Annotated in this window: 23 protein-coding genes and 1 tRNA gene; 8 read left to right on the forward strand and 16 right to left on the reverse strand. The window is 42.7% G+C overall.

Annotation, left to right across the window (positions count from 1 at the left end; translation table 11 throughout):
• Positions 1-2: 2 nt before the first annotated feature.
• Positions 3-2,729, reverse strand: coding sequence for a CBS domain-containing protein (locus tag RMZ43_RS16945; RefSeq protein ID WP_322652523.1), 2,727 nt, complete (start codon positions 2,727-2,729; stop codon positions 3-5).
• A gap of 572 nt (positions 2,730-3,301) precedes the next feature.
• Between RMZ43_RS16945 and psbZ the strand changes: the two genes are divergently transcribed.
• From psbZ to RMZ43_RS16975, 6 genes are all read left to right on the forward strand, one after another.
• Positions 3,302-3,490 (forward strand): photosystem II reaction center protein PsbZ, encoded by a 189-nt coding sequence (psbZ, locus tag RMZ43_RS16950; protein WP_109008404.1) that lies wholly within the window; start codon positions 3,302-3,304, stop codon positions 3,488-3,490.
• 188 nt (positions 3,491-3,678) lie between these two features.
• Positions 3,679-4,257: a 6,7-dimethyl-8-ribityllumazine synthase gene (ribH, locus tag RMZ43_RS16955; protein ID WP_251959137.1), complete on the forward strand. Its 579-nt coding sequence runs from the start codon at positions 3,679-3,681 to the stop codon at positions 4,255-4,257.
• Between the two features lie 154 nt (positions 4,258-4,411).
• Positions 4,412-4,483: transfer RNA gene (locus tag RMZ43_RS16960), tRNA-Gly, on the forward strand.
• Positions 4,484-5,142: 659 nt separating this feature from the next.
• A complete protein-coding gene (locus RMZ43_RS16965; RefSeq protein ID WP_100901502.1) occupies positions 5,143-5,550 on the forward strand; it encodes a hypothetical protein in 408 nt (135 codons plus the stop codon).
• A gap of 4 nt (positions 5,551-5,554) precedes the next feature.
• A complete protein-coding gene (locus tag RMZ43_RS16970; protein WP_322647212.1) occupies positions 5,555-6,820 on the forward strand; it encodes a glutamate-5-semialdehyde dehydrogenase in 1,266 nt (421 codons plus the stop codon).
• A 280-nt stretch (positions 6,821-7,100) separates the two neighbouring features.
• Complete coding sequence (locus RMZ43_RS16975) at positions 7,101-8,672, forward strand: alkaline phosphatase D family protein (RefSeq protein ID WP_322652520.1); 1,572 nt, start codon at positions 7,101-7,103, stop codon at positions 8,670-8,672.
• 46 nt (positions 8,673-8,718) lie between these two features.
• Here the strand turns inward: RMZ43_RS16975 and RMZ43_RS16980 are convergent, their stop codons facing one another.
• A complete protein-coding gene (locus tag RMZ43_RS16980) occupies positions 8,719-8,871 on the reverse strand; it encodes a hypothetical protein (RefSeq protein WP_322647214.1) in 153 nt (50 codons plus the stop codon).
• A 592-nt stretch (positions 8,872-9,463) separates the two neighbouring features.
• Here RMZ43_RS16980 and RMZ43_RS16985 point away from each other — a divergent pair.
• On the forward strand, positions 9,464-10,315 hold the full coding sequence (locus tag RMZ43_RS16985) for a universal stress protein (protein WP_322647215.1): 852 nt from the start codon (positions 9,464-9,466) through the stop codon (positions 10,313-10,315).
• 80 nt (positions 10,316-10,395) lie between these two features.
• Here RMZ43_RS16985 and psbM read toward each other — a convergent pair whose 3' ends face one another.
• The 5 genes from psbM to RMZ43_RS17010 form a co-directional block, all read right to left on the reverse strand.
• Positions 10,396-10,512 (reverse strand): photosystem II reaction center protein PsbM, encoded by a 117-nt coding sequence (psbM, locus tag RMZ43_RS16990; protein WP_138497365.1) that lies wholly within the window; start codon positions 10,510-10,512, stop codon positions 10,396-10,398.
• A gap of 161 nt (positions 10,513-10,673) precedes the next feature.
• The gene (locus tag RMZ43_RS16995) at positions 10,674-10,970 is read right to left on the reverse strand and encodes a 2Fe-2S iron-sulfur cluster-binding protein (protein WP_322647216.1); all 297 of its coding nucleotides are present in this window, start codon (positions 10,968-10,970) and stop codon (positions 10,674-10,676) included.
• Between the two features lie 185 nt (positions 10,971-11,155).
• A complete protein-coding gene (locus RMZ43_RS17000; RefSeq protein WP_006195022.1) occupies positions 11,156-11,293 on the reverse strand; it encodes a photosystem II reaction center protein K in 138 nt (45 codons plus the stop codon).
• Positions 11,294-11,415: 122 nt separating this feature from the next.
• The gene (tgt, locus tag RMZ43_RS17005) at positions 11,416-12,519 is read right to left on the reverse strand and encodes a tRNA guanosine(34) transglycosylase Tgt (RefSeq protein ID WP_322647217.1); all 1,104 of its coding nucleotides are present in this window, start codon (positions 12,517-12,519) and stop codon (positions 11,416-11,418) included.
• A gap of 436 nt (positions 12,520-12,955) precedes the next feature.
• Positions 12,956-13,408 (reverse strand): hypothetical protein, encoded by a 453-nt coding sequence (locus RMZ43_RS17010; RefSeq protein WP_322647218.1) that lies wholly within the window; start codon positions 13,406-13,408, stop codon positions 12,956-12,958.
• Positions 13,409-13,795: 387 nt separating this feature from the next.
• On the opposite strand from RMZ43_RS17010, the gene cobS reads away from it, so the two are divergent.
• Positions 13,796-14,569: an adenosylcobinamide-GDP ribazoletransferase gene (gene cobS / locus RMZ43_RS17015; RefSeq protein WP_322656044.1), complete on the forward strand. Its 774-nt coding sequence runs from the start codon at positions 13,796-13,798 to the stop codon at positions 14,567-14,569.
• Between the two features lie 240 nt (positions 14,570-14,809).
• On the opposite strand, the gene RMZ43_RS17020 is transcribed toward cobS, so the two are convergent.
• The 9 genes from RMZ43_RS17020 to RMZ43_RS17060 form a co-directional block, all read right to left on the reverse strand.
• Positions 14,810-15,265, reverse strand: coding sequence for a PPC domain-containing protein (locus tag RMZ43_RS17020; RefSeq protein WP_322647220.1), 456 nt, complete (start codon positions 15,263-15,265; stop codon positions 14,810-14,812).
• Positions 15,266-15,353: 88 nt separating this feature from the next.
• On the reverse strand, positions 15,354-16,031 hold the full coding sequence (locus RMZ43_RS17025; RefSeq protein ID WP_322647221.1) for a ComF family protein: 678 nt from the start codon (positions 16,029-16,031) through the stop codon (positions 15,354-15,356).
• 30 nt (positions 16,032-16,061) lie between these two features.
• The gene (locus RMZ43_RS17030) at positions 16,062-16,553 is read right to left on the reverse strand and encodes a GNAT family N-acetyltransferase (protein WP_322647222.1); all 492 of its coding nucleotides are present in this window, start codon (positions 16,551-16,553) and stop codon (positions 16,062-16,064) included.
• A 237-nt stretch (positions 16,554-16,790) separates the two neighbouring features.
• Positions 16,791-18,107 (reverse strand): alkaline phosphatase PhoX, encoded by a 1,317-nt coding sequence (locus RMZ43_RS17035; protein WP_322656045.1) that lies wholly within the window; start codon positions 18,105-18,107, stop codon positions 16,791-16,793.
• A 678-nt stretch (positions 18,108-18,785) separates the two neighbouring features.
• The gene (locus RMZ43_RS17040) at positions 18,786-19,190 is read right to left on the reverse strand and encodes a VOC family protein (RefSeq protein ID WP_322656046.1); all 405 of its coding nucleotides are present in this window, start codon (positions 19,188-19,190) and stop codon (positions 18,786-18,788) included.
• Between the two features lie 18 nt (positions 19,191-19,208).
• The gene (locus tag RMZ43_RS17045) at positions 19,209-19,805 is read right to left on the reverse strand and encodes a tRNA-(ms[2]io[6]A)-hydroxylase (RefSeq protein ID WP_322656047.1); all 597 of its coding nucleotides are present in this window, start codon (positions 19,803-19,805) and stop codon (positions 19,209-19,211) included.
• A gap of 76 nt (positions 19,806-19,881) precedes the next feature.
• Positions 19,882-21,414 (reverse strand): anthranilate synthase component I, encoded by a 1,533-nt coding sequence (trpE, locus tag RMZ43_RS17050; RefSeq protein WP_322656048.1) that lies wholly within the window; start codon positions 21,412-21,414, stop codon positions 19,882-19,884.
• A 94-nt stretch (positions 21,415-21,508) separates the two neighbouring features.
• Entirely contained in the window at positions 21,509-21,934 is a 426-nt protein-coding gene (locus tag RMZ43_RS17055; RefSeq protein WP_322656049.1) for a photosystem I reaction center subunit II PsaD, read from the reverse strand.
• Positions 21,935-22,076: 142 nt separating this feature from the next.
• Positions 22,077-24,086 carry a DICT sensory domain-containing protein gene (locus RMZ43_RS17060; RefSeq protein WP_322647228.1) on the reverse strand — a complete coding sequence of 670 codons (2,010 nt, stop codon included), beginning with the start codon at positions 24,084-24,086 and terminating at the stop codon, positions 22,077-22,079.
• Positions 24,087-24,604: the final 518 nt, after the last annotated feature.

Here is a 24,604-nt window from a genome sequence, read left to right on the forward strand (position 1 = left end):
TTTCATTTAGGATAGTGTTGTGCTAAAAACTCCTCAGCTTCAGTCCTATCTTTAATTACTCCATCTAAGGTAGCAGCAACTATATCATCTAATATTTGGCGATACTGGGGCCCTGGTGTGTAACCCAGTTTCTTTAAATCATTGCCATTCAATAGTGGCTGCACATTAGCCAAAACAGTTAAATATTCCCAAATCTGATGTCTAAGCGATCGCGGACTTTGCAAAGCAATTAAAATCAGCATTGGTAAATCGTACTGTCGCAACAACTGCACTACTTGACTGGGACTGTGACACTTAGGCAAAGATTCCATCACCTCAGTTTGGGCAAAAGCCAAGTTTTGCAAGCGTTTAATAGTATCCTCTTGCAGTTGCAGATTCTTTGCGACTTTCGCCCGATATTGTGGTGCTAGATGGGCGATTAACGCTTCTAAGCGCATTTCCCAATGGATGAGAGTTTGTTCTGCATCAAATCGCCGCAAGCAGCGTTCTAGCAAACGTAATTGTCGCAGGAGTTCTGTATCTAGGTTGAGCGTAGGATGGATACATTGCAATGCCCCTAAATTATCGAGTAACTGCAAAGCCGATTTCCAGTAAGGGGCTTGTAGGATATGTTTTAATTCTGTTTTCAGGCGAGTTTGTAGGGCTGGAGTTTTGCTATTCTCTTGAGCAGTGCGATCGTAAACGCCACTGTTGATGGCATAGCGGATAAACTCTTCAGTTTGCGGTTCAATTTGAAATCCGAAGCGCACAGCAAAGCGCACGCCACGATAAATCCGGGTGGGGTCTTCAATAAAGCTGTTGGGGTGTAAAACCCGAATTTGCCTAGCTTGTAAATCTAGTAATCCGCCAAAGAAATCGAGTAATTCACCAGCACGGGGAGTAGTGAGGCGCAAGGCGATCGCATTGATGGTAAAATCTCGACGATACAAGTCTTGACGAATAGAACTCGCCTCAACTTCAGGATTAGCCGCCGGATAAGGATAAAATTCTGTTCTAGCGGTGGCAATATCTACCCATAGAGAATCTAATTCTGGGTCTTTGTGCCACAGCAAAGCCGCAGTTTGAAAAGCCCCGTGGATTTCTAAACGAGCAGCAGGGTAAAGTTGTTGGAGTGCCTTTGCTAATTCCACACCAGCACCAACATCTGCTGATTTGTGAAAGCCATCAACCACAAGATCAATATCTTTAATCATCAAAGTGCCTGATGTTGCATTGGCTAACAGTAAATCACGCACCGCGCCCCCGACAAGATAAAGATGCCAACCCAGTTTTTCTGCCTCTTGCGACGCTGTGGTGAGTAATTGCCACAATTGCGGTGCAAGACGATTTTGCAACTCAGTGCTAAGAGGAATTTTGAATTTTGTTAGCGTAGCGTTAGGGTCATTTTGAATTTTGAATTTTTGTCCGTCTTCGTCTTCATCCCTTTCTTGATGTAATTCCCGCAACACATCAGTACGAGTGACCAGACCAACTAACTGTTCATTCTCCAATACTGGCAAGCGTCCGATATCATAAGTCACCATCAGCGACTCAATTTCTGGCAGTGTTGTATCTGGTGCGATCGTTTTAAGATTTGTGGTCATGTAGCCTTTAACTGGCGCATGACTAAATCCGTGGTGCAGCGCAACATCAAGATCCCGGCGTGAAATAATGCCTACTAGTTGTCCTTGGGCATCAACTACAGATAAACCAGAGTGTCCATAGCGTAATAAAATACGCTGGGCTTCGGCAATTGTGGTTTCAGGTAGAATCGTGCGAACAGGAGAGGACATTAAGTCCCTAGCAGTGAGGGGATGGGGAATTTGTGCTTTTACGCCGTCAAGGAGTTGTTTTAATATTGCCTCTGAATCAACTCCTCTTAGATTTAGCGATGCGGCTTGTGAATGACCACCGCCACCTAGAAGTTGAAATAATACATTAAGATTCGTTTTAGGAATGTGCGATCGCCCAATTACAGTTAAGCGTGAATCCTCTTCACCTAAAGGATACTCATTAGCCAACAGTAGGGCATCAATTTCGGTTAATTCCACAAGTTCTGATGCCAAACTCGATAATCCAGGCACAAAATTTTTAGTTCTTAGAGTTACCCAAGCAACTGTATATCCATGTAGACAAAAATATTCTAAGTTTTCCAGCGATTCAGTTAATAATTGCTGCAATTGCACAGATAAACCAGGGTCACGGTAGGTGGAAATTACCGATAAACTCGCACCTTGTTGCATCAACCAAGCCAAAGCTAGGGCATCTCGTGGTGTGGACTGATCATAAGTCAAAGAGCCAGTGTCAACATGGATACCCAAGGCCATCACAGTTGCTTCGGTAGGAGTTAGGGAAATTTCCTGTTGTTGCAATTGCTCAACGATTAAAGTTGTGGTTGCTCCTACTGAGGAAATATATGATTCGGTAGCCGGAATATCTGACTCTTGTCCTAAGTGATGGTCATAAATTATAATTTCTCCAATATGGGGTAAATCTAACCACTCAGCAGCTTTCCCCAAGCGATCGCGCTGTTGCGTATCCACCACAGTCAGAGAACGAATTTTTCCTGGATTCACCGAACGGCGTTCAATTAGTGGATATTCGTCCCGATGCAATGCTAAAAAATCCCTTACAGGAGGGTGAGAACCGCCACTTAGAACAATTTTACTTCCTGGTAACAGGCGCGTTAACCCTACCGCAGCCCCTAGTGCGTCAAAATCTGCTGTTGTGTGGCAAAGAATTAAATCCATAGTATTGAGAGCCATTGGTCATTAGTGCTTAGACAAAGGACAAACGACTAAAATATTGTAATTTTTGGTAACTGAGAAATAATAAAAAAGTATCAGTGTTGCCCTTTAGCTAAAATGGACAGGAGCTTCACCCTTTAACCCTCATAGTCAGCGCCCTAATTGTCGAAATATTCTGAAATACGCGATCGCGGCGTTGTATGATTTAAGAGTTACTCGCCACCACGGTCATTGATACACCTCGCTTACTGCCCTCTAGGAAACCTACGTGAAACGTTGGACAACGGGAAACAAGTAGGCATCCTTTCAAAGAATGCAAATTTACCATTGGTTGACACATCAGTGCAAAAGTCATAAGCAATTCATCCTGTGTCGTAAAATTTGTGGGGTACGAAAGGAAGAAAAAATCAAATTTTTGACCGTGGGGGATCACAGGTACATAAAACCAAAGCTTCTGGCCAGAAGCTCCTGGAAATGTCCTATGCAATAGCAGGAGTCACCCTCGTTGCCCACACTGTACACCTTACTGTTAGTGTAAGACATATCACTATTTCGCTGTATTGGGAGAAGCAAAAATGACCATAATATTCCAATTCGCTTTGATAAGCCTAGTTCTATTGTCTTTTGTCCTGGTTGTTGGCGTTCCCGTAGCTTATGCTACTCCCCAAAATTGGGTTGAATCTAAAAAACTGCTCTGGGTTGGTTCCGCCGCTTGGATTGCTTTGGTATTTTTAGTCGGTTTGTTAAACTTTTTTGTCGTGTAGGCGACGGCTTCACTCTGGCGCAGGCACATAATATAAGAACTAGAGGGGCAGAAAAGCTAAGGTCAAATACCAAAGGAGAAAAGGAGAAATTTTTTCCGATTTCCTTTTTTTAACCGTGCTTTACTGCTCCTCTACATTTAAATAAGAAATGTATATTGGCCAGAACTATAGTTGATTAAGAGGCAGTCATGGCAGTTTTCGAGGGAACTTTTACCCAAACGGAGCCTTTGCGTTTTGCAGTGGTGATTGGTCGATTTAATGACCTAGTTACCGGAAAGCTGCTAGAGGGATGTCAAGATTGCTTGAAACGCCACGGTGTAGATCCTAACCCCCAAGGTAATCAGGTAGACTATGTTTGGGTTCCGGGAAGTTTTGAGGTACCTTTAGTAGCTCGCCAACTAGCACTTTCCCATCGTTATGATGCTGTAATTTGTCTAGGTGCAGTCATTCGAGGACAAACACCCCATTTTGATTATGTATCCGCCGAAGTTTCTAAAGGCATTGCTGCCGCCAGCTTTCAAACTGGAGTGCCAGTAATTTTTGGCATTTTGACAGTAGACACTATGCAGCAAGCCTTAGAACGGGCAGGCATCAAAGGTAATCATGGCTGGGATTATGCCCTGAATGCCCTAGAAATGGCAAGCCTGATGCGGCAACTGCGTTCTAACCTGGCAGAGCCATATTCTCGTAATAACCAGTCTTTACCAGCCTCTTTTCAAAGTGCCAGCATCGGCAATTTAACTGCGGAGTCAGAAGAACTCGGCTAAATGAGTCATTAGTCATTTGTCCTTTGTTATTCACCAATGACCATTCATTGTAGAGACGTGATTAATCGCGTCTCTACAATGAATGACCAAATAACTAAATTAAGGGGTTGACAATTAAGAATAAATTTGAGATATTAGTATATGGCAATTGATTGCGGGTATAGCTCAGTGGTAGAGCGTCACCTTGCCAAGGTGAATGTCGCGCGTTCGAATCGCGTTACCCGCTTCCAACTAAAACCTCTTGAAGTTAAAAACTACAAGAGGTTTAGTGTTTTTAAGGTGCATTAAATCAGTAAACAGTTAATCATTGGAAGTAGTCGGAGATTTGATCCCGACTAAAGCACACCACTTATATTTGTGGGGGACTCTGACTCCCAACAGGCAAATTAACTGATAACTGATAACTGTTGAAGTCTTGGGCGATTCACACTACACTCTGTGAATCACTCCCAATGTGGGCAAATCGAGCAAACAAATTGTCTACTGTCTCAATTTGCATATCGCCCACAAAAAGAAACACCCACTTGCTAAGAAATATAAAACCCAGCTTTAGACTGGTGTAGATATAGATTAGCTTGGCTACAATCTTTGTGTGTCCTTACAATAAATGCTCAAAAATGCAAACACATTATCTTTAAAACGACAAATGAAGAGAGGGAAATTTTTAGATAAGATTGCCAGCTATGGGGAAAGATTACAAACAGAGAACCTCGTACTGATATGGTAATTAGGATATTTAGAGTCTGCTGTATCTACTGTTTGCAATGATGGCAATGTTTGAGTCGCCTGTTTATTTTCATAACAAGAGAAGCCTTATCAGGCATTTACCAAGAAATCATAATTCTCACAGTTCGTGTAAAACACGCTCAAGTTACTAGAACGCTTGTGCAATCTCAAAAACCCGAAAAAATAGACTTCAATACCGAATACCCCTGTCCCTGTCGTCGCCGGGGTCAGTTAATTCCGATTACGCTGACAGAAGCATTTGGTTGCGATCGCTGTCAGCAAATCTTTGTAGTAGAAGATAATGGTCATGTCCTAGAACAGCTTTCTACCACCTATCCCTACAAACGGGCTTGGCGTTGGATGGGAAATAGTTGGCATGTTGTCCATCCGCGCTTGGGAGAAAGCTATCTGCCTATAGCACTTGGCATTATTTTCGTGCTAGTGATTATATGGCTGCCATTAGCACTACGATTGGCAAATAGTTCCAGCATTGTTGCTTGGGCAATGGTGGCGGTGCTATTGGCTATTCTGCCAGCGCTAATGGTCTGGCTTACCTACAGACGTTAACTCAATGACTGTTGAAGTTTTGGATGATTACCCCGAACCAATTACTAGTGCCCAACGCGCCTATCATGCTTCCCTAAAGTTGGGGATCACAAAGGGAGCAGACCGGAGTCGTGCAGTACTAGCAATGGCACAAGCCCTTGAGCGCTCATTTGACGATATTCTAGAAGCCAATACCTTGGATTTAGAAGCCAGTCGGGAAATGGCAGTGCCTGAGTTGATACTAGACTGGCTGAAGCTGACTCCCACAAGGTTAGAGATGACCGTGGACATTTTGCAACGGTTGGGGGAATTATCAGATCCACTGCGGCGCGTCAGAACGGCTGATTATCAACTGGAAGATTCCCAGAGTTATACCCAGTTAATGCCCTTGGGAGTGATTGGATTTATTTATGAGGCGTTTCCAGATTTAGGAGCGATCGCAGCAGGTTTTTGTATCAAAACTGGCAATAGTATCATTCTCAAAGGCAGTACTGAAGCTAGCCATTCCAACGCGGTCATCGCTGAGGTACTGCAAAGTGCGATCGCTCAGGTTGGTCTAGTTCCTGGCTGTCTAGAATTGATCACAGCAGAACACGGTACTTCAATTCGGGATTTAGTCACCCAAGACCAGTACGTGAATCTAGTGATTCCCTACGGACGTTCTAGTTTGGTACAGCAGGTAGTACGACAGTCAACTTGCCCAGTCTTAAAGTCAGCGATGGGTAACTGTTATCTTTACTGGTCGCTAAATAGCAGTTTAGAAATGGTGCGCTTGATGATTCTTAATAGCCATCAGAGCGAACCAGACCAAGTTAATGCCATTGAAAAAGTACTCATTCATCGCCAAACCTTACCATCGTCTTTAGCCGTTCTGTGGAACAGCTTGAAGGAAAAAGGCTTTGAAATTAAAGGGGATGCAGAACTAGTAAAAGCCTTTCCCCAGTTGCAGTTAGTGAAGGAGAGCGAATGGGGAAACCCTTATTTAACTAGGACAGTAGCTTTTAAATTGGTGGATAGTTTAGAAGTTGCGATCGCCTGGATTAATGAACACAGTAGTGGTCATGCCGACTCTATCGTTACTGAATCTTACCAAGAAAGTCGGCAGTTTGCTTTAGGAGTTAACAGTGCTTCTACTTACATCAACACTTCCCCGCGTTTTTCCCGCAACCCCTCGCGGGGAGATTCAGTGTTTCTTGGCATGTCTAACCAAAAAGGTCATCGTCGGGGATTTATCAGCCTGGAAACCTTGACTACCGTTAAGCACATTGTTCAAGGAAATGGCAGGTTTTAAATAATTCGTAATTCGTAATTCGTAATTAGAAAAGGGTTTGATAAGAGTGCAGGTAGTCCTACAGTTCTGTTTTGGTTGGGGTATAAATCCCTTATTCGTAATGCCCCAATCCAATTTTAAACTTAACAAAATCTTAATTACTGCTTGATTTTGGGTTGTTAGGCTCCTTTTGTTTGGTTGATCAGCAATTAGGAGACAAGTCAAATCAAGCTACTGTTTGTGGTTTTCATAAGTGACCCTCCTAAATGCCAACTGTATTTACATCTAGATAGGGGTGAATATGGAACTTATGGATGGTATGCACTTGCTAGCAAATCGTTGCAGAAGGCGGAGTTTTTTGCTGGGTGCAGGATTCTTAAGCGGGTTAACAATCGCTAGCCAATGGCATCCGGTATTGGCTAACTCCAGGTTTTCTGGCTATCCGTTCAGTCTTGGTGTTGCTTCTGGCGATCCTTTGCCGGATGGTGTTGTTATCTGGACACGACTGGCTCCAAATCCACTTTCTAGAGGTGGAATGCCACTTGTAAATGTACCAGTGCGGTGGCAAGTTGCCCTTGATGAAAACATGAGGCAGATTGTGCGGCGAGGAACAGTGCTGGCAACACCAGAGTTAGCCCACTCAGTTCACGTTGATGTCCGTGGACTAGACCCTGATCGTTGGTATTGGTATCAATTTGAAGCAGGTAAGGAAGTTAGCCCTATTGGACGGACTCGCACAGCACCAGCATTTTATGGCTCTATCTCACAACTGAACTTTGCTTTTGTCTCCTGTCAAGACTGGCAAAATGGCTACTATACGGCTTATCGGCATTTAGCTGAGGAAGACCTCGACCTTGTGGTTCATCTAGGTGATTATATTTACGAATACGGGCCACAACCTGGTGGACCCCGCCAGCATAATAGTCCAGAAATCATTACTCTTGACGATTACCGAGGCCGCCACGCCCTATACAAAACTGACTTGAATCTCCAAGCGGCTCATGCTGCTTTTCCGTGGATTGTCACTTGGGATGATCATGAAGTTGATAACAACTACGCTAACTTAATGCCCGAAGATAACCAAACCCAAGAAGCTTTTAAAAAACGGCGAGCTAATGCGTATCAAGCTTATTATGAACACATGCCTCTACGTCGGTTTTCATTGCCAAACGGGCCAGACGCGCTACTTTATCGGCGCTTGACTTTTGGTAATTTAGCTGAGTTTAATGTCCTAGATACGAGGCAGTACCGCACCAACCAACCTTGTGATGATGGACTTAAGCCTCGCTGTCCTGAAGCTTTTGATACAAATGCTACCATGACTGGCTCAGAACAAGAGCAGTGGTTACGAAAAGGGTTAGATCAGTCGCGATCGCGCTGGAATGTGATTGCTCAACAGACCATGCTTGGCCAGTACAATTTTAATAGCAATCCGGGTGCAGGTGTATTTAATGTGGATCAGTGGGACGGCTACGTGGCTGCACGTAATCGACTCTTGAGCTTTCTAAACCAGCGCCAACCTTCTAATCCAGTGGTGATTACCGGAGACATCCATTCTAGTTGGGTACATGATCTGAAGCTTGATTTTAATAACCCAAACTCACCGACGGTAGGCACTGAGTTCGTAGGAACCTCAATTACCTCTGACTTTCCTGCCTCATTCATCGCTCCAGTTCAAGCTTCCCTACCCAATAATCTCCATACTAAGTTTTTTGATGGTGCTTTCCGGGGATACGTGCGCTGCAAGCTTACCCCACAACGCTGGCAAAGCGATTACCGTGTTGTATCAAGCATCATTGATTTGAATGCCTCTATAAAAACCCTAGCTTCATTTGTAGTCCAAAACGGACAACCAGGAGCGCATCTAAGTTAACGGAAGTTCGATAAACCCTCCCTGAGTCCAACTAAAGTTCAAGCCTCTACCTCTCCGACTCGGAGCTACGGTGTACACACAAGTCGTAAAATTCCACCTGACACTTGGTTTCGTCCTCTAGCAATAGGATTGTGCGATCGCTCACAAAACCTGTCCGCAGCAAGGAGGAACGACGAACGCAAGAGCGTGTTGTAGACAAGCAATCGCTTTAACTTACCGGATTATGTGATTACTTCGCTCCGTTATCACTGCGCTCGTAATGACAATTTAAGGGGTCTATAACGCCTGAAACCCTTTCAGATAGTACTTGTGTGTACACCGTAGCCGACTCGGAGAGGGACGATTTTACATAGTAAAACATTCTTAGAGGTCTTTATAGACCTCAACAAATAAATTCTCTTAACCCAAGCGTATCGGCTTACAGCAAATAAATCTTTTTGAAGAGTTATTTTGGCATTTCTTTGCAATACTTAACTAACTTCTAATTAAAAAAAGTGAATATAGATAAAAAATGATAACTAGCATCATAATTGATTAAGTTATCCAAGCTAAATTGAGACTATGCTTAATAATTGCAGTCTAGTTGATCATCTTAAGTAAATAGGTGCAAATGAACTTAAATATTTGTTGAGCTTTTTGTACTTTGTCATTTGTTTGAGTGTTAAATACTAAGAAAGAAAGTTTATTTGTGCCAAGTTACTAACTAGGTTGTTGAGCAAGGCAGTAAAAATCTGACCTGAGGCAAGTAATAACAGCGATAACTAAAGTAAACTTAACAACAATCACGTAAAATGATAGAAAAAATTTTGCTGGCTGTATCGGGATTGGGACATGCAGAAGAAATGCTCAAGACCCTAAGAGAAATTCCTTCAATTCAATCTGCAAAAGTGACGATTTTGCATGTTGTTCAGGCACAAAATACTGCTGCTACCATGACAACTAAATGGGAAAATGGCGGTAAAATTTTAGCTAATGCTATTCAAACTTTGAACTTAGATCCTAGCCAGGTTTCTTCAATTTTACGCGAAGGCGATCCGAAAGATGTAGTTTGCCAAGTAGCTGATGAAATCGACGCTGACTTGATTATTATGGGTTCACGCGGACTTAAGCGGCTGCAATCAATTTTATCGAACTCAGTCAGCCAGTATGTTTTTCAGCTATCTTCTCGCCCCATGTTGCTGGTAAAAGATGATATTTATGTCAAAAGAATTAAGCGCATTATGGTGGCAATAGACAACTCTGATTCTGCAAAGAACTGTTTGAAATTGGCACTGTTTTTACTGCGAGATATTCCGGGCGGCGAATTAGTTTTGGCAAATGTTGCTACAGATTTAGGCGGGAAGAAATCGGAAATAACTGAAGTTAGTTCAGATAAAAATCCAGTTTTGGCAGCCGCAGTTGCAGAAGCTAAAAACCAGGGCATTCAATCTCGTTGTTATATCAGCAGTGGCAAACCTGGTGAAGAAATTTGTCGGTTGGCAGAGCAGTTAAATATAGATTTATTATTGCTCGGTTCTCCAGATCGTCGCCCATCTATCGCTAAGAGTTTTGTTGATATAGACCGACTTATCGGATCTTCCTTGTCTGACTATGTTCGAGTTAATGCCACTTGTCCGGTATTGTTGGCGCGGACGATCGCTTAAAGGCAAAATAGAGTTAGCGGTTGATAAATAAAAACCCCTACACTACTAATGCAGGGGTTCTTTATTTGATACACAAACTCTTAACTATCTTTTCCACCTTCGCGGCTAGCAGTTTGGATGTACAGAATTAATAAAAACACAGTGGGGACTAGTACGAACAAAATGCTCGCTACGAACCCCAGGTCATTAACTTGCATGGCAAGAAAACCTCTCTTAAATTTCCAGTCAACAACATTTAGGATAGCATCATCGACGACACAGTTATACCAATTCCAAATTCAAAATCAGGAAACTCAATTTTGGTAAGTATTTTGACTACTGACTGAATACAAATTGAAGCAATGACACATTTAACAACTTAAGGCTTTGTGACTACACTGACTGAGCCATTCACCAAAGTTTGACAGGCAAGGCGGTAATTTTCCGGCTTTTTTTTGAATTTGCGGTTTTCTACGTCTGTACGGGGGGAAAGATTTTCTAGTCCTTCGACTATCTCGACAACGCAAGTACCACACTGACCACTACCACCGCAATTGGTCATCTTGCCAATGAATTTATATATATCAACGTTATTTTGCATTGCTTTGAGCCGGAGATTGGCACCATCTGCCGCCACTACTTCTTTATTCTCTTTAACGAATTTGATATTACCCATAACTGATTCCTCCTTGACTCTAAGCTTGGCTTTCAAGGCTTCATATTGACATGGCTTGATTCATATCTTATTAATTATATTAAATCATTACAAAATATTAATAAACATTAACTTTATCAAATAGAGTGAGACAAAAAAATAGAACAGGTATAGTACCTGTTCTATAAATTGAAAAATAGGTTAACTTACCTAAATCCCACCGCTGCTTGCCAAACGAAAGCAAGCAACAAGAAGAATACGGGGATGACTGGGAGAACGTCCACCAAAGGATCAAAGATTTGGTATGCTTCAGGCAGTTTTGCTAATAAAAGTGCTGCTTCCATGTTTGTTTAAATCCAACTATCCAACACAGCGTTCATAATTGAGAAGTATCTTAACATGGTTTGGTCGTTGGTCATTGGTCATTAGTTATTTGTCCTCTATCTCCCACTCCCTACTCCATCATTCAATTTAGCCAGTGACCAAATTCTGTAACAAAGCGATCGCTTAATATTGCTTCTCTAATATGCTGAGTAAAGCGAATTAGTTCGGTAATGTTGTGAATGCTCAACAAGGTATAAGCTAAAATTTCTTGCGATCGCACTAAATGAGATACATAAGCACGGCTAAAATTTTGACAAGTGTAGCAAGGACAAGTTTCATCTAATGGGGTGAAATCTTCACGAAACTTAGCATTTTTTAAATTCCAGCGTTCACCCTGCACTATTGCTGTCCCATGTCTCGCCCAACGGGTGGGAATGACGCAATCAAATAAATCTACACCAGATGCGATCGCGATCGCCATTTCCCGATAAGTACCGACACCCATCAAATAACGCGGCTTTTCAGGCGGTAGAAGCGGTGCTGTAACTTTTACAATCTCAGCCATCATTTCTGGCGGTTCTCCCACACTCACGCCACCAATGGCATATCCGGGCAAATCTAACTTAGCCAAAGCTTCCGCCGCACGACAACGCAAATCCAAATATACGCCTCCTTGCACAATCCCAAACAACGCCTGTTCACTGCGTTGATGAGCCGTTATGCAGCGTTCTAACCAGCGATAAGTTCGCTCAGTTGCAGTTTCAACCTCTTGCCGAGTCGCTGGGTAAGGCGGACACTCATCAAAGGCCATAATCACATCAGCCCCCAAAGTATTTTGAATCTCAATGGATAGCTCTGGTGTCAAGTTAATAATTCGTCCATCATGAGGTGAGCGAAAAGTAACGCCTTCTTCAGTAATTTTCCGCATCTCGCTTAAGCTGAACACCTGAAACCCACCCGAATCTGTGAGCATTGGGCCATTCCAACCCATAAATTTGTGCAACCCACCGCCCCCAGCCACGATCGCTTCTCCTGGTTGTAAGTGAAGATGATAAGTATTGGATAAGATCATTTGCGCCCCAGTCTCTCGTAGCTGAGATGGGGTAATAGTTTTGACATTTGCCAGTGTTCCCACTGGCATAAATCTGGGGGTTTCTACAACACCATGAGGAGTGAAAAAGACTCCTGCTCTAGCTTTGGTTTGGCTACAGCAAGCAAGACATTCAAAGGAAAAATTCGCACTCATACCATTTTGGATTTTAGATTTTAGAGTTTGGATTGTGAAACGCTAATTGGTAAAAAGTTTCACAAATCCATAACTAGCAGCCTTGAAGAAGGCAGAAGGCAGAAGGCAGAGGGCAGAAGGAACAAGACACTTATAGGATCAAACTCCTCCTATCTTGGAGCTACTAAACAAGAGTTTAGTAGGGGTCTTAAACCGCTTCGCTTTAGTCACGGGCAAAATGTAGGAGTAGGAGTTAGAATTCCCTTCACCATAGCTGCTTTCTGGCTCCTGCCCTCTGCCTTTCCTGGTAAAACCAAATGGTATTAGGGCAGATTAATATTATTTGGCTAAATTATGCACAAACATAAAGACTGGCAATTGAGTTTTCGTGAACACTTAAGCGTTCACTACTAACCTAGTTACCAACTTTAGGAGTATATACTGTGCTAATTGTTATTTAAAAAGAATCAGAACAGTCATCGTCAATTTCCGCATCCCATCTAGCAGAGAGGACTTGCTCCATCATCGCTTCTATAGCGCTGACATTGAAGGTTCGCTCTCGTCGCTCTTGTAGGGGGGTTGAGCGGGGAATCAACCGCAGACACACTCCATCTTGCATCAAATCAAAATAGGTTTCTTGTTGCGACGACTGTTTGAGTTCCAAGTAATCAAAACTACAAACATTCAGATATAGCGCGTGGTTTGCCACTAAGGTAGACCTTTGCGGATTGGCGAAAACTTCCATCACATCCCCTTCACCCTCGCTCAGTACCTTATCTTCTTGGGTGTAGATGTAGTGGACTCGACCTAAGTCGGTCAGCAATCGCCGGATGTCGAGCTTATTCACAATGATGCCCGTGTTAATAATGCACGGAGCTGGTATCCTGATGTCGGGTAGATGGTGACTCATAGGAAAATAGCGATTGAGCTAAGGAGAGTGACAACATAGCTAAACTGTCATAAGCGAATAGCTTGTTTACTTCCTACATTTAAAAAAATATCAATTTTGTGGAACAATCGTCTAAATAATTTAGAGTAAGTTTTTAATTAACGAATACAAAACACAAATTTTGATCCTTGATGGAACTTGATGGAATTTTAATTTCCTTAATCATTACGTTTTTTTGTATAAAAAAACTTTGATTATTTATTTACCACTTAGACCAGCATAACAAAATTTTCAAAAAGAATCTCTAATAGAAGTAAATCTTATTTAAAGTTTTAAAGTATGCTCATGTTGATTGTACTTAACCCAAGTCTATTATCCAGCAATTAACCAAATATTAATGTTACTACGATGACGAAACAGCAACAGTGGTGGAAAAAGTTGCTGTTAAAGTTGGCAGCTAGTATTATATTTTACACTACTATTCCAGTACCGTATTTGGAGGGATTAGATTTTCGGAGAGTGGCACGTCTTGCTGTGGTTGTAGGCTTGATAATTGGGGGAATTTTAGGGTTACTGGATACGGCGATGGATTATCTGGGTATGCCAGTGTTAACTCGTAGTACTTTAGTAGTCAGCATTTGGATTGCCATAACTGGAGGACTGCACTTAGATGGGGCAATGGATACTGCCGATGGTTTGGCAGTGGGCGATCCAAATCGGCGGCTGGAAGTGATGACAGATAGTGCTACAGGTGCATTTGGAGCAATGGCAGCGATCGCCTTGGTGCTACTGAAAATAGCAGCTTTGACGGATATGCCAGAAAACCGTTGGTTGTTGCTGATGGCTGCTTGTGGCTGGGGACGTTGCGGACAACAGATAGCCATCGCACGATATCCTTATCTGAAACCAACTGGTAAAGGTGCGTTTCACAAAGAAGCTATTCGTTCTTATAAAGATTTGTTACCAGGATTGTTGTTGCTGCTAGGTTTGAGTGGTTTAGTTTGGTTAATAGATAAACAACAACTATTTCTCGCACTGACAATGATAATTGCTGGAAGTGCGATCGCCACTTTAACTGGTGCGTGGTTCAACCACAAATTAGGCGGACACACAGGAGACACCTACGGCGCAGTCGTTGAGTGGACTGAAGCTTTATTTCTCTGTGTATTGACTGTTTTTTAAGATGTGGGGGAGTAGGGAGTGGGGGATGAGGGAGCAGGGGGAGATGAGGGAGTGAGGGACAAGAATTAATAACCAATGCCCAATGCCCAACAATACGGTTCAGTTAACGCTAAAATTCTTTGTCAAAGTCAATTTTTTGAACGAACCGCCAAGGACGCCAAGGACGCAAAGAAAAAAAGAAATGCTTAACTGAACTGTATTGCAATGCCCAATGCCCAATGCCAATGACTAATGACTACTTTACTTAATCGGTTGCAGCTTTGTTATCTTAAGTTTAAAAGCCCCAACTCCAGTTTCCCCAAAAGAGCGGACACGAATCACATAATTCCCAGTCTCTACGATGCGAGTAAATAGTAGGGAATTACTACTACCATCAGGGCCATCATCATTTTCTGCCAAAGTCGATCCATCAGGTGCTAGGAGGGTTATAATGCTGTCAAAGTTTTCGGATGACAGGTCAACTGCTAAATTATCGCCCTTCTGTAACTTCACTGTGTAATCACGGGCAAACCCACCTTGACCTGTAGGAATGTCTTTGTTTGAGAGGGTATCGGAAAATTCAGTACTGTTAGATAAAGGAATTGGACTATACAACTTATTTTGAGCAAAAGCTGCGCTTGTACTTATACCTATTGCCAGCAATGTGGCAGGAATAATGATGAGTTGTTTTAAACCTGCCGCAAAAACTTTATTCATACATTTCAAGCAATTTTTTCTACAAAGATAGGGGAATTCGGTCAATTTATGTACTTAATCTGCTAAAGCTTGCCCATTGCTTATTGATTTATCCGTCTTTGACGGCAGTGGCTACTGCGACTAATCCTAAGACCATAATTCCATACTGACGAAGTGTTTCCACAGCAGACCTAGCAGTAGCACCAGTAGTATAAATATCGTCTACTAACAGCACTGGGACATTTGGGGGACGATGGCGAAATTCTTGGCCAACAGCAAAAGCGTTAACCAAGTTTTTTTCTCGTTTAGATACCGATAAACCAAATTGCGCTTCAGTTTCTCGCACTCTTGCTAAACCGTTTAGTTTCAATTTTAAGCCAGTTATTTCGCAGAAGCTTTGGGCTATGAGTGCGGCTTGATTGTATTTACGTTGCTTTTGCTTGCTAGGGTGGAGTGGGATGGGAACTACCACAGGCTGCCTATCTTGCTTCGGTGAATTTAACAACCATGCTTCTCCTAACCAGTGACCCAAAGGACGAGCTATTTGGGGTTGATTTTCATATTTCATCGCTGCGATCGCTCGTTTTACTGGGCCACCATACTCTCCCCAGCCAAATACTGGTATTGGCTCTTGCCACAAAGAAATCGGGTCTTGACGTTGACATTTTTGCAGTTGTCTAGCGCAATTTTGACAGAATTCTTGCGAGGTTGCACGTTGGCACAGAGGACAATGAGATTGGAGAAAAAGATTGAGTAAGCCTGTAAGATTTTTAATCCAAGTGTGCATTTAGGGTTGTCCTTTGTCATTAGTCATTGGTCATTTGTTTTTGAGCAATGATTTAACGTACACGCGATCGCATCTTGTTGTTTCTACGCCTGTTGCTGGAGTGTAGCCGTTGCTTTCATATAGCTTGACTGCTTCCACTAAAACGCTGGCGGTTTCAATCCAAATTTGCTCAAAACCACGCTCTGCGATCGCTGCTTCTAGCTGTTGTAACAAATATTTCCCTAATCCTAAACCCCTGATGCTGGGCAAAAGATACATTTTGCGGATTTCTACAGCTTTTTTGCCTCGGTGTATAGGGTAATATGCCCCAGTACCAACTAGCTGGCTTTGGTGTTCAATTACCCAAAACTCTCCCCCAGTTGCTAAATAATATTCCTCTACTCGCAGCACATCTCGGTCAGCGCCCTTTGGTTCCCAACCCAGACCGTATTCTGATAATACATAACTGATGACTTGAGCGGCTCTGGTGCGATCGCTTTGCACCCAATCACGAATTAAAAAATCTTGATAATAGTTTTTCATTACCATTTGCTGGTCAAGTTTACACAGAAAAATTTTCCGCATCTATATCCCAATTTACTCAGCAAATAGCGATTCTTGCAGAGTCCATTTTAAGCGGTACTCTCAAGGTGTCAATAAACAGATAAAAGGAGAGGAATTGTCTTCCCCTCCCTTTGTCTTCTTATCAACGATAATTCAGCGATATAGTAGCGATGCGGCGGGTTACGCCTGCGCTGACATTGATGTTACGACTTGATATTAGCCTCTATTACTGTTCCAAGGACCCCAGATAGCTAAAGTGATACCAGGGGTTTGAATGTTAACGAACAAAGTACGACCATCAGGTGAGAAGCAGGCTCCAGCAAACTCACCAGTTTCGAGGGCATTACGCGCAAATTTGTAGATTTCACCACTGGGAGTAACACCTATCAAGAAATTGTCACCGTCTCCGTCCTCACAGAGGATCAGATCGCCGAAAGGTGCTACGACAATATTATCGGGCATGTCGAGTTCATTTTTAGATTCAGACTCGACAAACAATTCGATTTTCTCTTCACCCGGAATGTAACGCCAGACCTGACCACCGCCTACAGGGCCACCATCTGTAGCAGTGAAGTAAAATTCTCCTTTGCCATTGTTGTCGTCATAATAGATGCCTTCCCCACGGCTAAACTGGGCTGCACCTAAGTTGAAGCCTTGCATTCTGACATTATCTGTAGTTGTTGGGTTGGGGTCAGGAATGTTCACCCAATCTACAGCTAACTTCTGTCCTACAACGAAACCGGTCTTAGTGTTAACTTTTGGTCTACCTACGATTCTCAGAGCTTGAAGAATGCCTCCTTCTTTTAACTGACCAGGAACTGTTGGGATAAAGCGGTAGAAGAGGCTATCTCCTCTATCTTCAGTTTGATAGACATATCCAGTTTTGGGATCTACAGCTACAGCTTCATGATTAAACCGTCCCATAGCAACGAGAGGCACTGGGTCTACAGGAGAGGTGGCGCTAGCTGGAACCTCAAAGTTATAACCATGTAACTTTTTGACTCCATTACTTGCACTCGGTCTAGTTGTATCTTCTTCACAGCTAATCCATGAACCCCAAGGAGTTCGGCCACCCGCACAGTTACGAATGGTTCCACCAAGAGAGCTAAACTGTTTGATCAACTCGCGATTGGGCCCAACAATCAGGGTTGTAGTGCCACCTCTGCATATAGGATCGTAGGGATTCGGCACTTCTACTCCTGGTACACGAGTGCCACTACTATTACTAAGTTCGTGATTGCGAATCAGGATTGTTGTGTTTTGGGGGCCAGGAAAGGCTGCCATTCCATCATGATTACTAGGCTCTAGGTTGCCATCGCTCATGGGAGTGCCTGTACGAGATATAACTCGATACTGAAATCCTCTTGGTACTTCTAAAATTCCATCAGCACCTGGAAAAAGTTCCCCATATCCTCTACCAAGTTTTTTACCAAAGGCTTTTCTGGCAAGAAGACCTTCTAAAGGAGACACCATCAAAGTGCCTACAGCAGTTGTACCTGCTATTGCAAAGAATTTACGTCTTGAAAATGTCATGAGGATGGTTTGGTTACTTACAAATAATGCTTGAAGAAAAAATATTTTATTTTGATTAAATTTGGGTAATGCTTTATTTAATTTAGGGTTAGTTAATAAAAGATGAATTTTTTATATATAATTTGCTCAAAACAAGCCAAATTCATGTTTACAAGGTTTATATAAGCCTAATATCTAAAGCCTGTGGCTATATAAACCAATCCTGCGATCGCAGACTTTGTTCTTTTAATTGCACCCTTTTAAAGGTAAAAATAAAATAAAGCTTTTTATAAATTATATTAAGTTTGCTATATTATTCAGAACAAAAAATAACCAGAGGATATCTGGATTAGTTGAAATCTAAATAATACAATTTACTTAAAAGACCAAAAAAGACTATTGTTAATAACAGCAATAGCTATTCCTGAATCTGGTGCAATTTCTAGACTGTTGGTATTTGTTTTTCTGAGTATAATCCTGAAAAAAAATTCAGCATCTACATAGATAGTGAACCTGAATAATGGAAGCGAGCCTGATTATAACCGTAATTGTCCATTATTTTAGCTTTCATGACTAAGGCAACTGGAAGGCACGCTTAAAATTGCCCAAAATTTGTAGGATTATTCTGAAAACCCGCCTTTTGTTAGGAGCGGGTGAAAAGCCCGGATAATTTAGTTCTTGGAAATCACTCAGGTTGAGTTAACTGACAATTCCTAGATTGTTGTAGATTTCGATGAGATTGCCATCAGGATCGCGAAAATGAGCTGTGCGGATTCCCCAACTGGGGCGATCTTGTGGTTGAGTTACAACGAGCGCATTCTGATTTTTTACCTGCTCATAGACCTCATCCACGTTATCGACTGCGAAAATCAAGACAATTTTATCTCGATTGGCAACATAAGAAGGCTGTTCGACTCTTGGAACTACTTGAGCCATTAATTCTTGTTTGAACAAACCTAGCTTGAGATATCCGGTATTAAACTCAGCATATCCGCTATCTTCATCGCCCCAATCTACATCAAATTTCAGCAGATCCCGGTAGAACAGAAAAGAATTTTTGTAGTTGGAGACAAGCAGTCTCAGGTGTGTTAGCTGAAGCTTCATATCTGTTACCTTGGTCTACTAACTGTGAATTCTAGGTTCTGGGTGCAAAGTCGCCAGCAACTCACTTTCGACAATTGCTAATTCATCAAGCCGTTGCATGACAATTTCTTTATCGAAGTAAGTAGCAGCTAATACCCAATATATACCGTAGTGACGCGCTTCGGATGCCATTAGTCCACGATAAAATTTTGCTAACTCTGGCTCTGGACAGTGAGCAGCTAATAATCCCAGGCGTTCGTGAGAGCGAGCTTCTATTAAACCAGTGATTAGTAAGGAATCCAGAAATCGCTCAGGTTCTTTGGGGCGGACAACAGCTTTTAAACCCGCACCGTAGGGAGGCGGTGGTAGGGGAGCTAAGGGAATATTCCGGCGTTCTAACCATTGGTTAACTAGCTCAAAGTGTTCTAGTTCTTCACGGGCAATCGCAGTTAGTTCCCGAACCATTTTAGTATTAGAAGGGTAGCGAAACATCATGTTCAAGGCTACGCCTGCTGCTTTGCGTTCACAGTGCGAGTGGTCGAGTAAGATGATGTCTAAATTAGCGATCGCTTGTTCAACCCAAGCAGAGCTAGTGGGTTGTTTCAGAGCGTTGATAGTTGGTAACTGAGTAAGCACAGAGTCAATCAATTTTGGATTTTGGACTTCGACTTCGCTCAGTCGAGCGATTTTGGATTTTGGATTTTTCCATAGTTTAAACTTGCAAACAACGAATCGCCTCTAATAGACCTCTAGCTTTATTTAGCGTCTCTTCGTATTCTTTTTCTGGCTCAGAATCAGCCACCAAACCTGCACCGGCTTGCACGCTTACCGTATTATCATGTACTACCATTGTGCGAATTGCGATCGCAGTATTTAATTGTCCTTCAAAATCGTAATATCCATACACACCGGAATAAACACCCCGACGGCTAGACTCTAACTCGTGGATAATTTCCATTGCCCGAATCTTGGGTGCGCCGCTTACCGTACCTGCTGGGAAGCAAGCTTTCAATAAATCCCATGCTGTTTTACCAAGTGCTAATTTTCCCACAACATTGCTGACTATGTGCATTACATGGGAGTAGCGCTCAACTACCATTAATTCATCAACTTTGACGCTACCATTTTCACAAACGCGTCCCAAATCATTTCGCCCTAAATCTACAAGCATCACATGTTCGGCAACTTCTTTGGGATCTTCGAGTAAATCCTTTGCAAAAGCCGCATCTTCTTGGGTAGTTTTACCCCGTGGACGCGTCCCGGCAATTGGGCGTACTGTTGCTATGACTCCACCATCTGAATCGGTTTCGGCTTTCACCATCACTTCGGGACTCGAACCAATGATTTGCCAATTTTGGAAGTTAAAGTACGCCATGTAAGGCGAAGGATTTATCTGACGTAGGGAGCGATAAAGGGCAAAGGGGTCGCCTGTGTATGCTGTTGATAGTCGCTGGGAAATTACTACTTGGAAGATATCGCCTGCTTTGATGTAGTCTTTGGCCTTTTGGACGCTGGCACAAAAATCAGGGCGGGTGAAATTACTATTGTACTCCTCTGCTGCTTTGCTCCCTTGCTCTTCTGCTCCCCTGCTTCCTGGCGGTTTCCATTCCAATCGAGTTTTTTCTGGCGATAGAGGTAGAGATAGCTTTTCCAGCATTTGGGTAACACGATCGCACGCTTGTTGATATGCTGCTTTGAAATCTACTTTCTCATCACGTAAATCAGCATAAGCGATCGCCCAAATTTTCCGTTTTACTTGGTCAAAAATCAATAGGTGGTCTACCTGCATCCACAATCCATCAGGGATATTTCGCTCATCTGGTGGGTGAATTGGCACACGCGGCTCAATCCAGCGAATTAATTCATAGCCCCAAAACCCAAACAAACCGCCAATTCCTGGCGGTAGCTGTGGTAACTTGACTGGGTGAAAAGGTGCTAGACATTCGGCTAAAGCTGTAAAAGGGTCGCCTGGAAAAACGACCTGTGAACCATCACGGTTTTTCTGAATTGTGCGATCGCCTCTTGCTTCCAAAACCCACAAAGGATCGCAACCCACTAAACTATAGCGTCCCAGTTTTTCCCCACCTTCGATGGATTCTAACAAAAAGCTATAGGGTTGACCTGCACATACTTTATACCAAGCAGATACAGGCGTATCTAGGTCTGCCACCCATTCTTGATATACCGGGACAAAGTTGCCTTGTTGCGCTAGGGTGGAAAACTGGGAGAAATCCGGAAACATCATTATTTTTCAAAAGTAATTGGTAATTGGTAATGGGTAATGGGTTTTTAGTTACCAATTACCCATTACTAATTACCCATTAGCTACTAATAGCTAATTACGGAGCGTCGTAGGTAGTAACACCGCTAAACTTAACTTTAGAGGGGCTGGGGTTTTGTCCGATACGACGATCTACATAACGCACTTTGTCACGACCTGGGTTAACCTTTTCAGGGAAGACACCATCAGCTGGATGAAGTAAAGTGGTTTCTCCGTTGGGTAAAACCCGGTAAATTTTGTAATCTGTGATTTTGAGTTTCCGGAGTTGCTGACCGCCCAAAAAGATTCCATATTCTTTACGAGCTATATACAGCAGGTTTTCACCTTTCCGCATAACAGCAGCACCACCTGTAGGCAATTCAAAAACTTGCTCTTTCGGGCTAGTCCAAGTAATAGCGTACTTTTCTTCTAGGTCTGCTTTTGTGAGCAAGCCGCCGGTGCTGCCACCGTATAGCGGGGTTTGTCCAGAGAGTGTTTCTGCCATAAGTGATTCTCTCAACGTTTTTAGGGAATCCTAACACCGCAACCAGGATCATATTGCGATCGCGTTATAGACTGTAACAGTTTTTAGTCATTTGTCCTTTGTTCTTTGTCATTTGTTAAAAACCAATGCCCCATGCCCATGACTATTTACTCTTGACTTTTGTCCGCTTTTCTTCTTTGCTACTCTGAACAATTGGTATGGTGAAGTGAAACTGACTACCCTGGTCTTTGCCTGTTGACTCTGCCCAAATTTCTCCACCCCAGCCATTAACAATTTGACGACAAATTGCTAAACCAAGTCCAGTACCGCCAGTGGTGCGGCGCAACGCTCCCTCTTCTTGATAGAAGCGGTCAAAAACTACTTCTAAACGATTTGGTTCAATGCCGCGTCCAGTGTCTGCTACAGTCACCTCAACCTTTTGATGGCTGTTGTAAATCGCTTTAATAGTGATTTCTCCTTGGGATGGTGTAAATTTACAAGCGTTATCTATGAGTTTTGCCAATACTTCTACCAGCCAATCACCGTCTGCTCTAACCAAAGGTAGATTTTCGGCAATTTCAGTCTTGATTTTCGGCGGCTTTTCCGTTGAGGAACGCGTGCGATTGCGGCTAAGTGATAAATCTATACACTCTTGTAAAGTCAAGGATTCTGGATGCCATTCCACCCGGCCGCTTTCCAAGTTGGAAAGTGTAAGGAAATCTTGTACCAGTTTTCGCATCCGTTCTGAGTCGGAAAGAGCTGTGTTGAGCATGATTTGCTGCAATTCCAAAGGCATATCAGGCTCACTAGCAAGGCTTTCCAGGCAGACTTGAATGGTGGATAGTGGGGTACGCAGTTCATGCCCGGTGATGGCTATGAGGTTACTGCGGGTGCGGTCTAGGGCTTCTAGCTGCTGGTTAAGTTCTTCTAGGTTGGCATAAGCTTCCGCTTGGATGAGAGCTGCTCCCACTTGGGTGGCGATCGCTTTTACCAAATCCAATTCCCCAGGTTGGCACTCGTGCGGTGGCATTCGGCAATAATGTAACTCCACAATGCCCAATAATCGCCCCTGATAGAATACTGGTTCCATCAGCCAAGAACGAATGGCAAACTTTTTGGCGATCGTGGAAAGTGCTGGTGAATTAGTAACGCGAGGGTCACTCAGTGTATCACTTACACAAATCCCTTCGCCAAGTTCTACTATGCCCCGAAATAAAGAATTTTTCTCTAATTCCCAGGTTTGCCCACGAACAGATAAAATACCAGGAGTTAAAAACTCGTGTTCAATTATGGCTTGGCTATCTGTGGCTTGAGCGCGGTAAATTAGACAGCGACAAGCTTCTAGGTGTTGTCCTAATTCTTGTGCCGCCACCTGGAGAACTTCGTGAGGGTCGAGCGATCGCCGAATGGCTGTACTAATTGAGTTGACTAATCGTTCTTTTCGTGCTTGGGCAGCAATGGAACGGTAGGCTTTGTGCAATTTGTACTGACTAGCTTGCAAGTAAGTTACTAAACGCTGCACAAAGGGATCTGTATCGATGTCACAAGCATATTCATTGATCTGTTCTGCTCCAAAGTGGCTTCGCGGCTCTCCTATACCAAACCTCTGACGTGCCTCCTCAATTTTACTTGCCAGTTCTGGTCTGTAAACCAAAATCCTGTCTAACAGCAATTCAGCTGCTTTGAGACTGACTCCTCTTTCCGATGTCCAAACTCCCTCAAATCTTCGCGCTGCGTCTATATCCAGATTAGGGCTTAGTTCTGGTAGTTGCTTATTTTTAGCAATAGAACCAAGGCTTTCTCGGCAAACCAGACAAGTAGCATAATTGTCAGCAATCACTACCAAATGCCACTCATGGCTTAAGCCATCCGTTGGCTCAAAAGCTATTTTTTCATAGTATTCTGAACTGTTAACGAAATCCGTTTCCGGAGCAGATAATACGTATATTTGGTTACTCCGCAAGGCAAGTCGCTGATAGCGATGAGCTTCTTGGCGGTAGAATCGCTCTCGCTGGAAACTAGCAATTACAAGGGGTTGTGCTAAAGTCGCAGCCAAAACTTGATCTTCCATCGCATGGGAGAGCGCCGTTAGTGAAGCCTTAAAATATAGCTGGGGCCGCAAGTATGCTAGGGACTTTAGCAAATCACTCAGCACAGAAGTAGAAATGCTCATGAATTATTGTTAAACGCTCAACCTCGACAAGATCAAAAGTCACAGCTGCATTGTACAAATTCCAAGGGACTCTCAAGTTAAATAGAGAGTTGCAATATGTAAAGAACGCGCTTAAGCACTTTCTGCCAAAGCAGGCGTAACACTTTGTTACCAATTAAGAGTGCATACATACAACTTGATTTGTTGATTGGCAACCTACTACGCCCAATATACATTCTCGACCAAGTTTAAAATATGCTTGTACAACCAAAATTTTTAAATATTAAGTAACAAATTTATTGCCTAATGTGTTTTTTTATACCTTATATTTATTGGACATTGATTCTTTATTGATAGTCCACATATAGGCAAGTAGCCCATTGTAGACATCGCCTTTTGCCTACGTTGATTTATGCCTACTAAATAAATTTTCTTATCCAAAAATCATTACTGCTACATTCACATAATTTAATCAATAATTATTGATTAAAATTAATCAATTAATGAATTATCATAAATTAGTCTAATCAAATATTATG

Origin of the sequence: Nostoc sp. CmiVER01, from assembly GCF_034531135.2 — a bacterium.
Taxonomy (GTDB): domain Bacteria; phylum Cyanobacteriota; class Cyanobacteriia; order Cyanobacteriales; family Nostocaceae; genus Nostoc.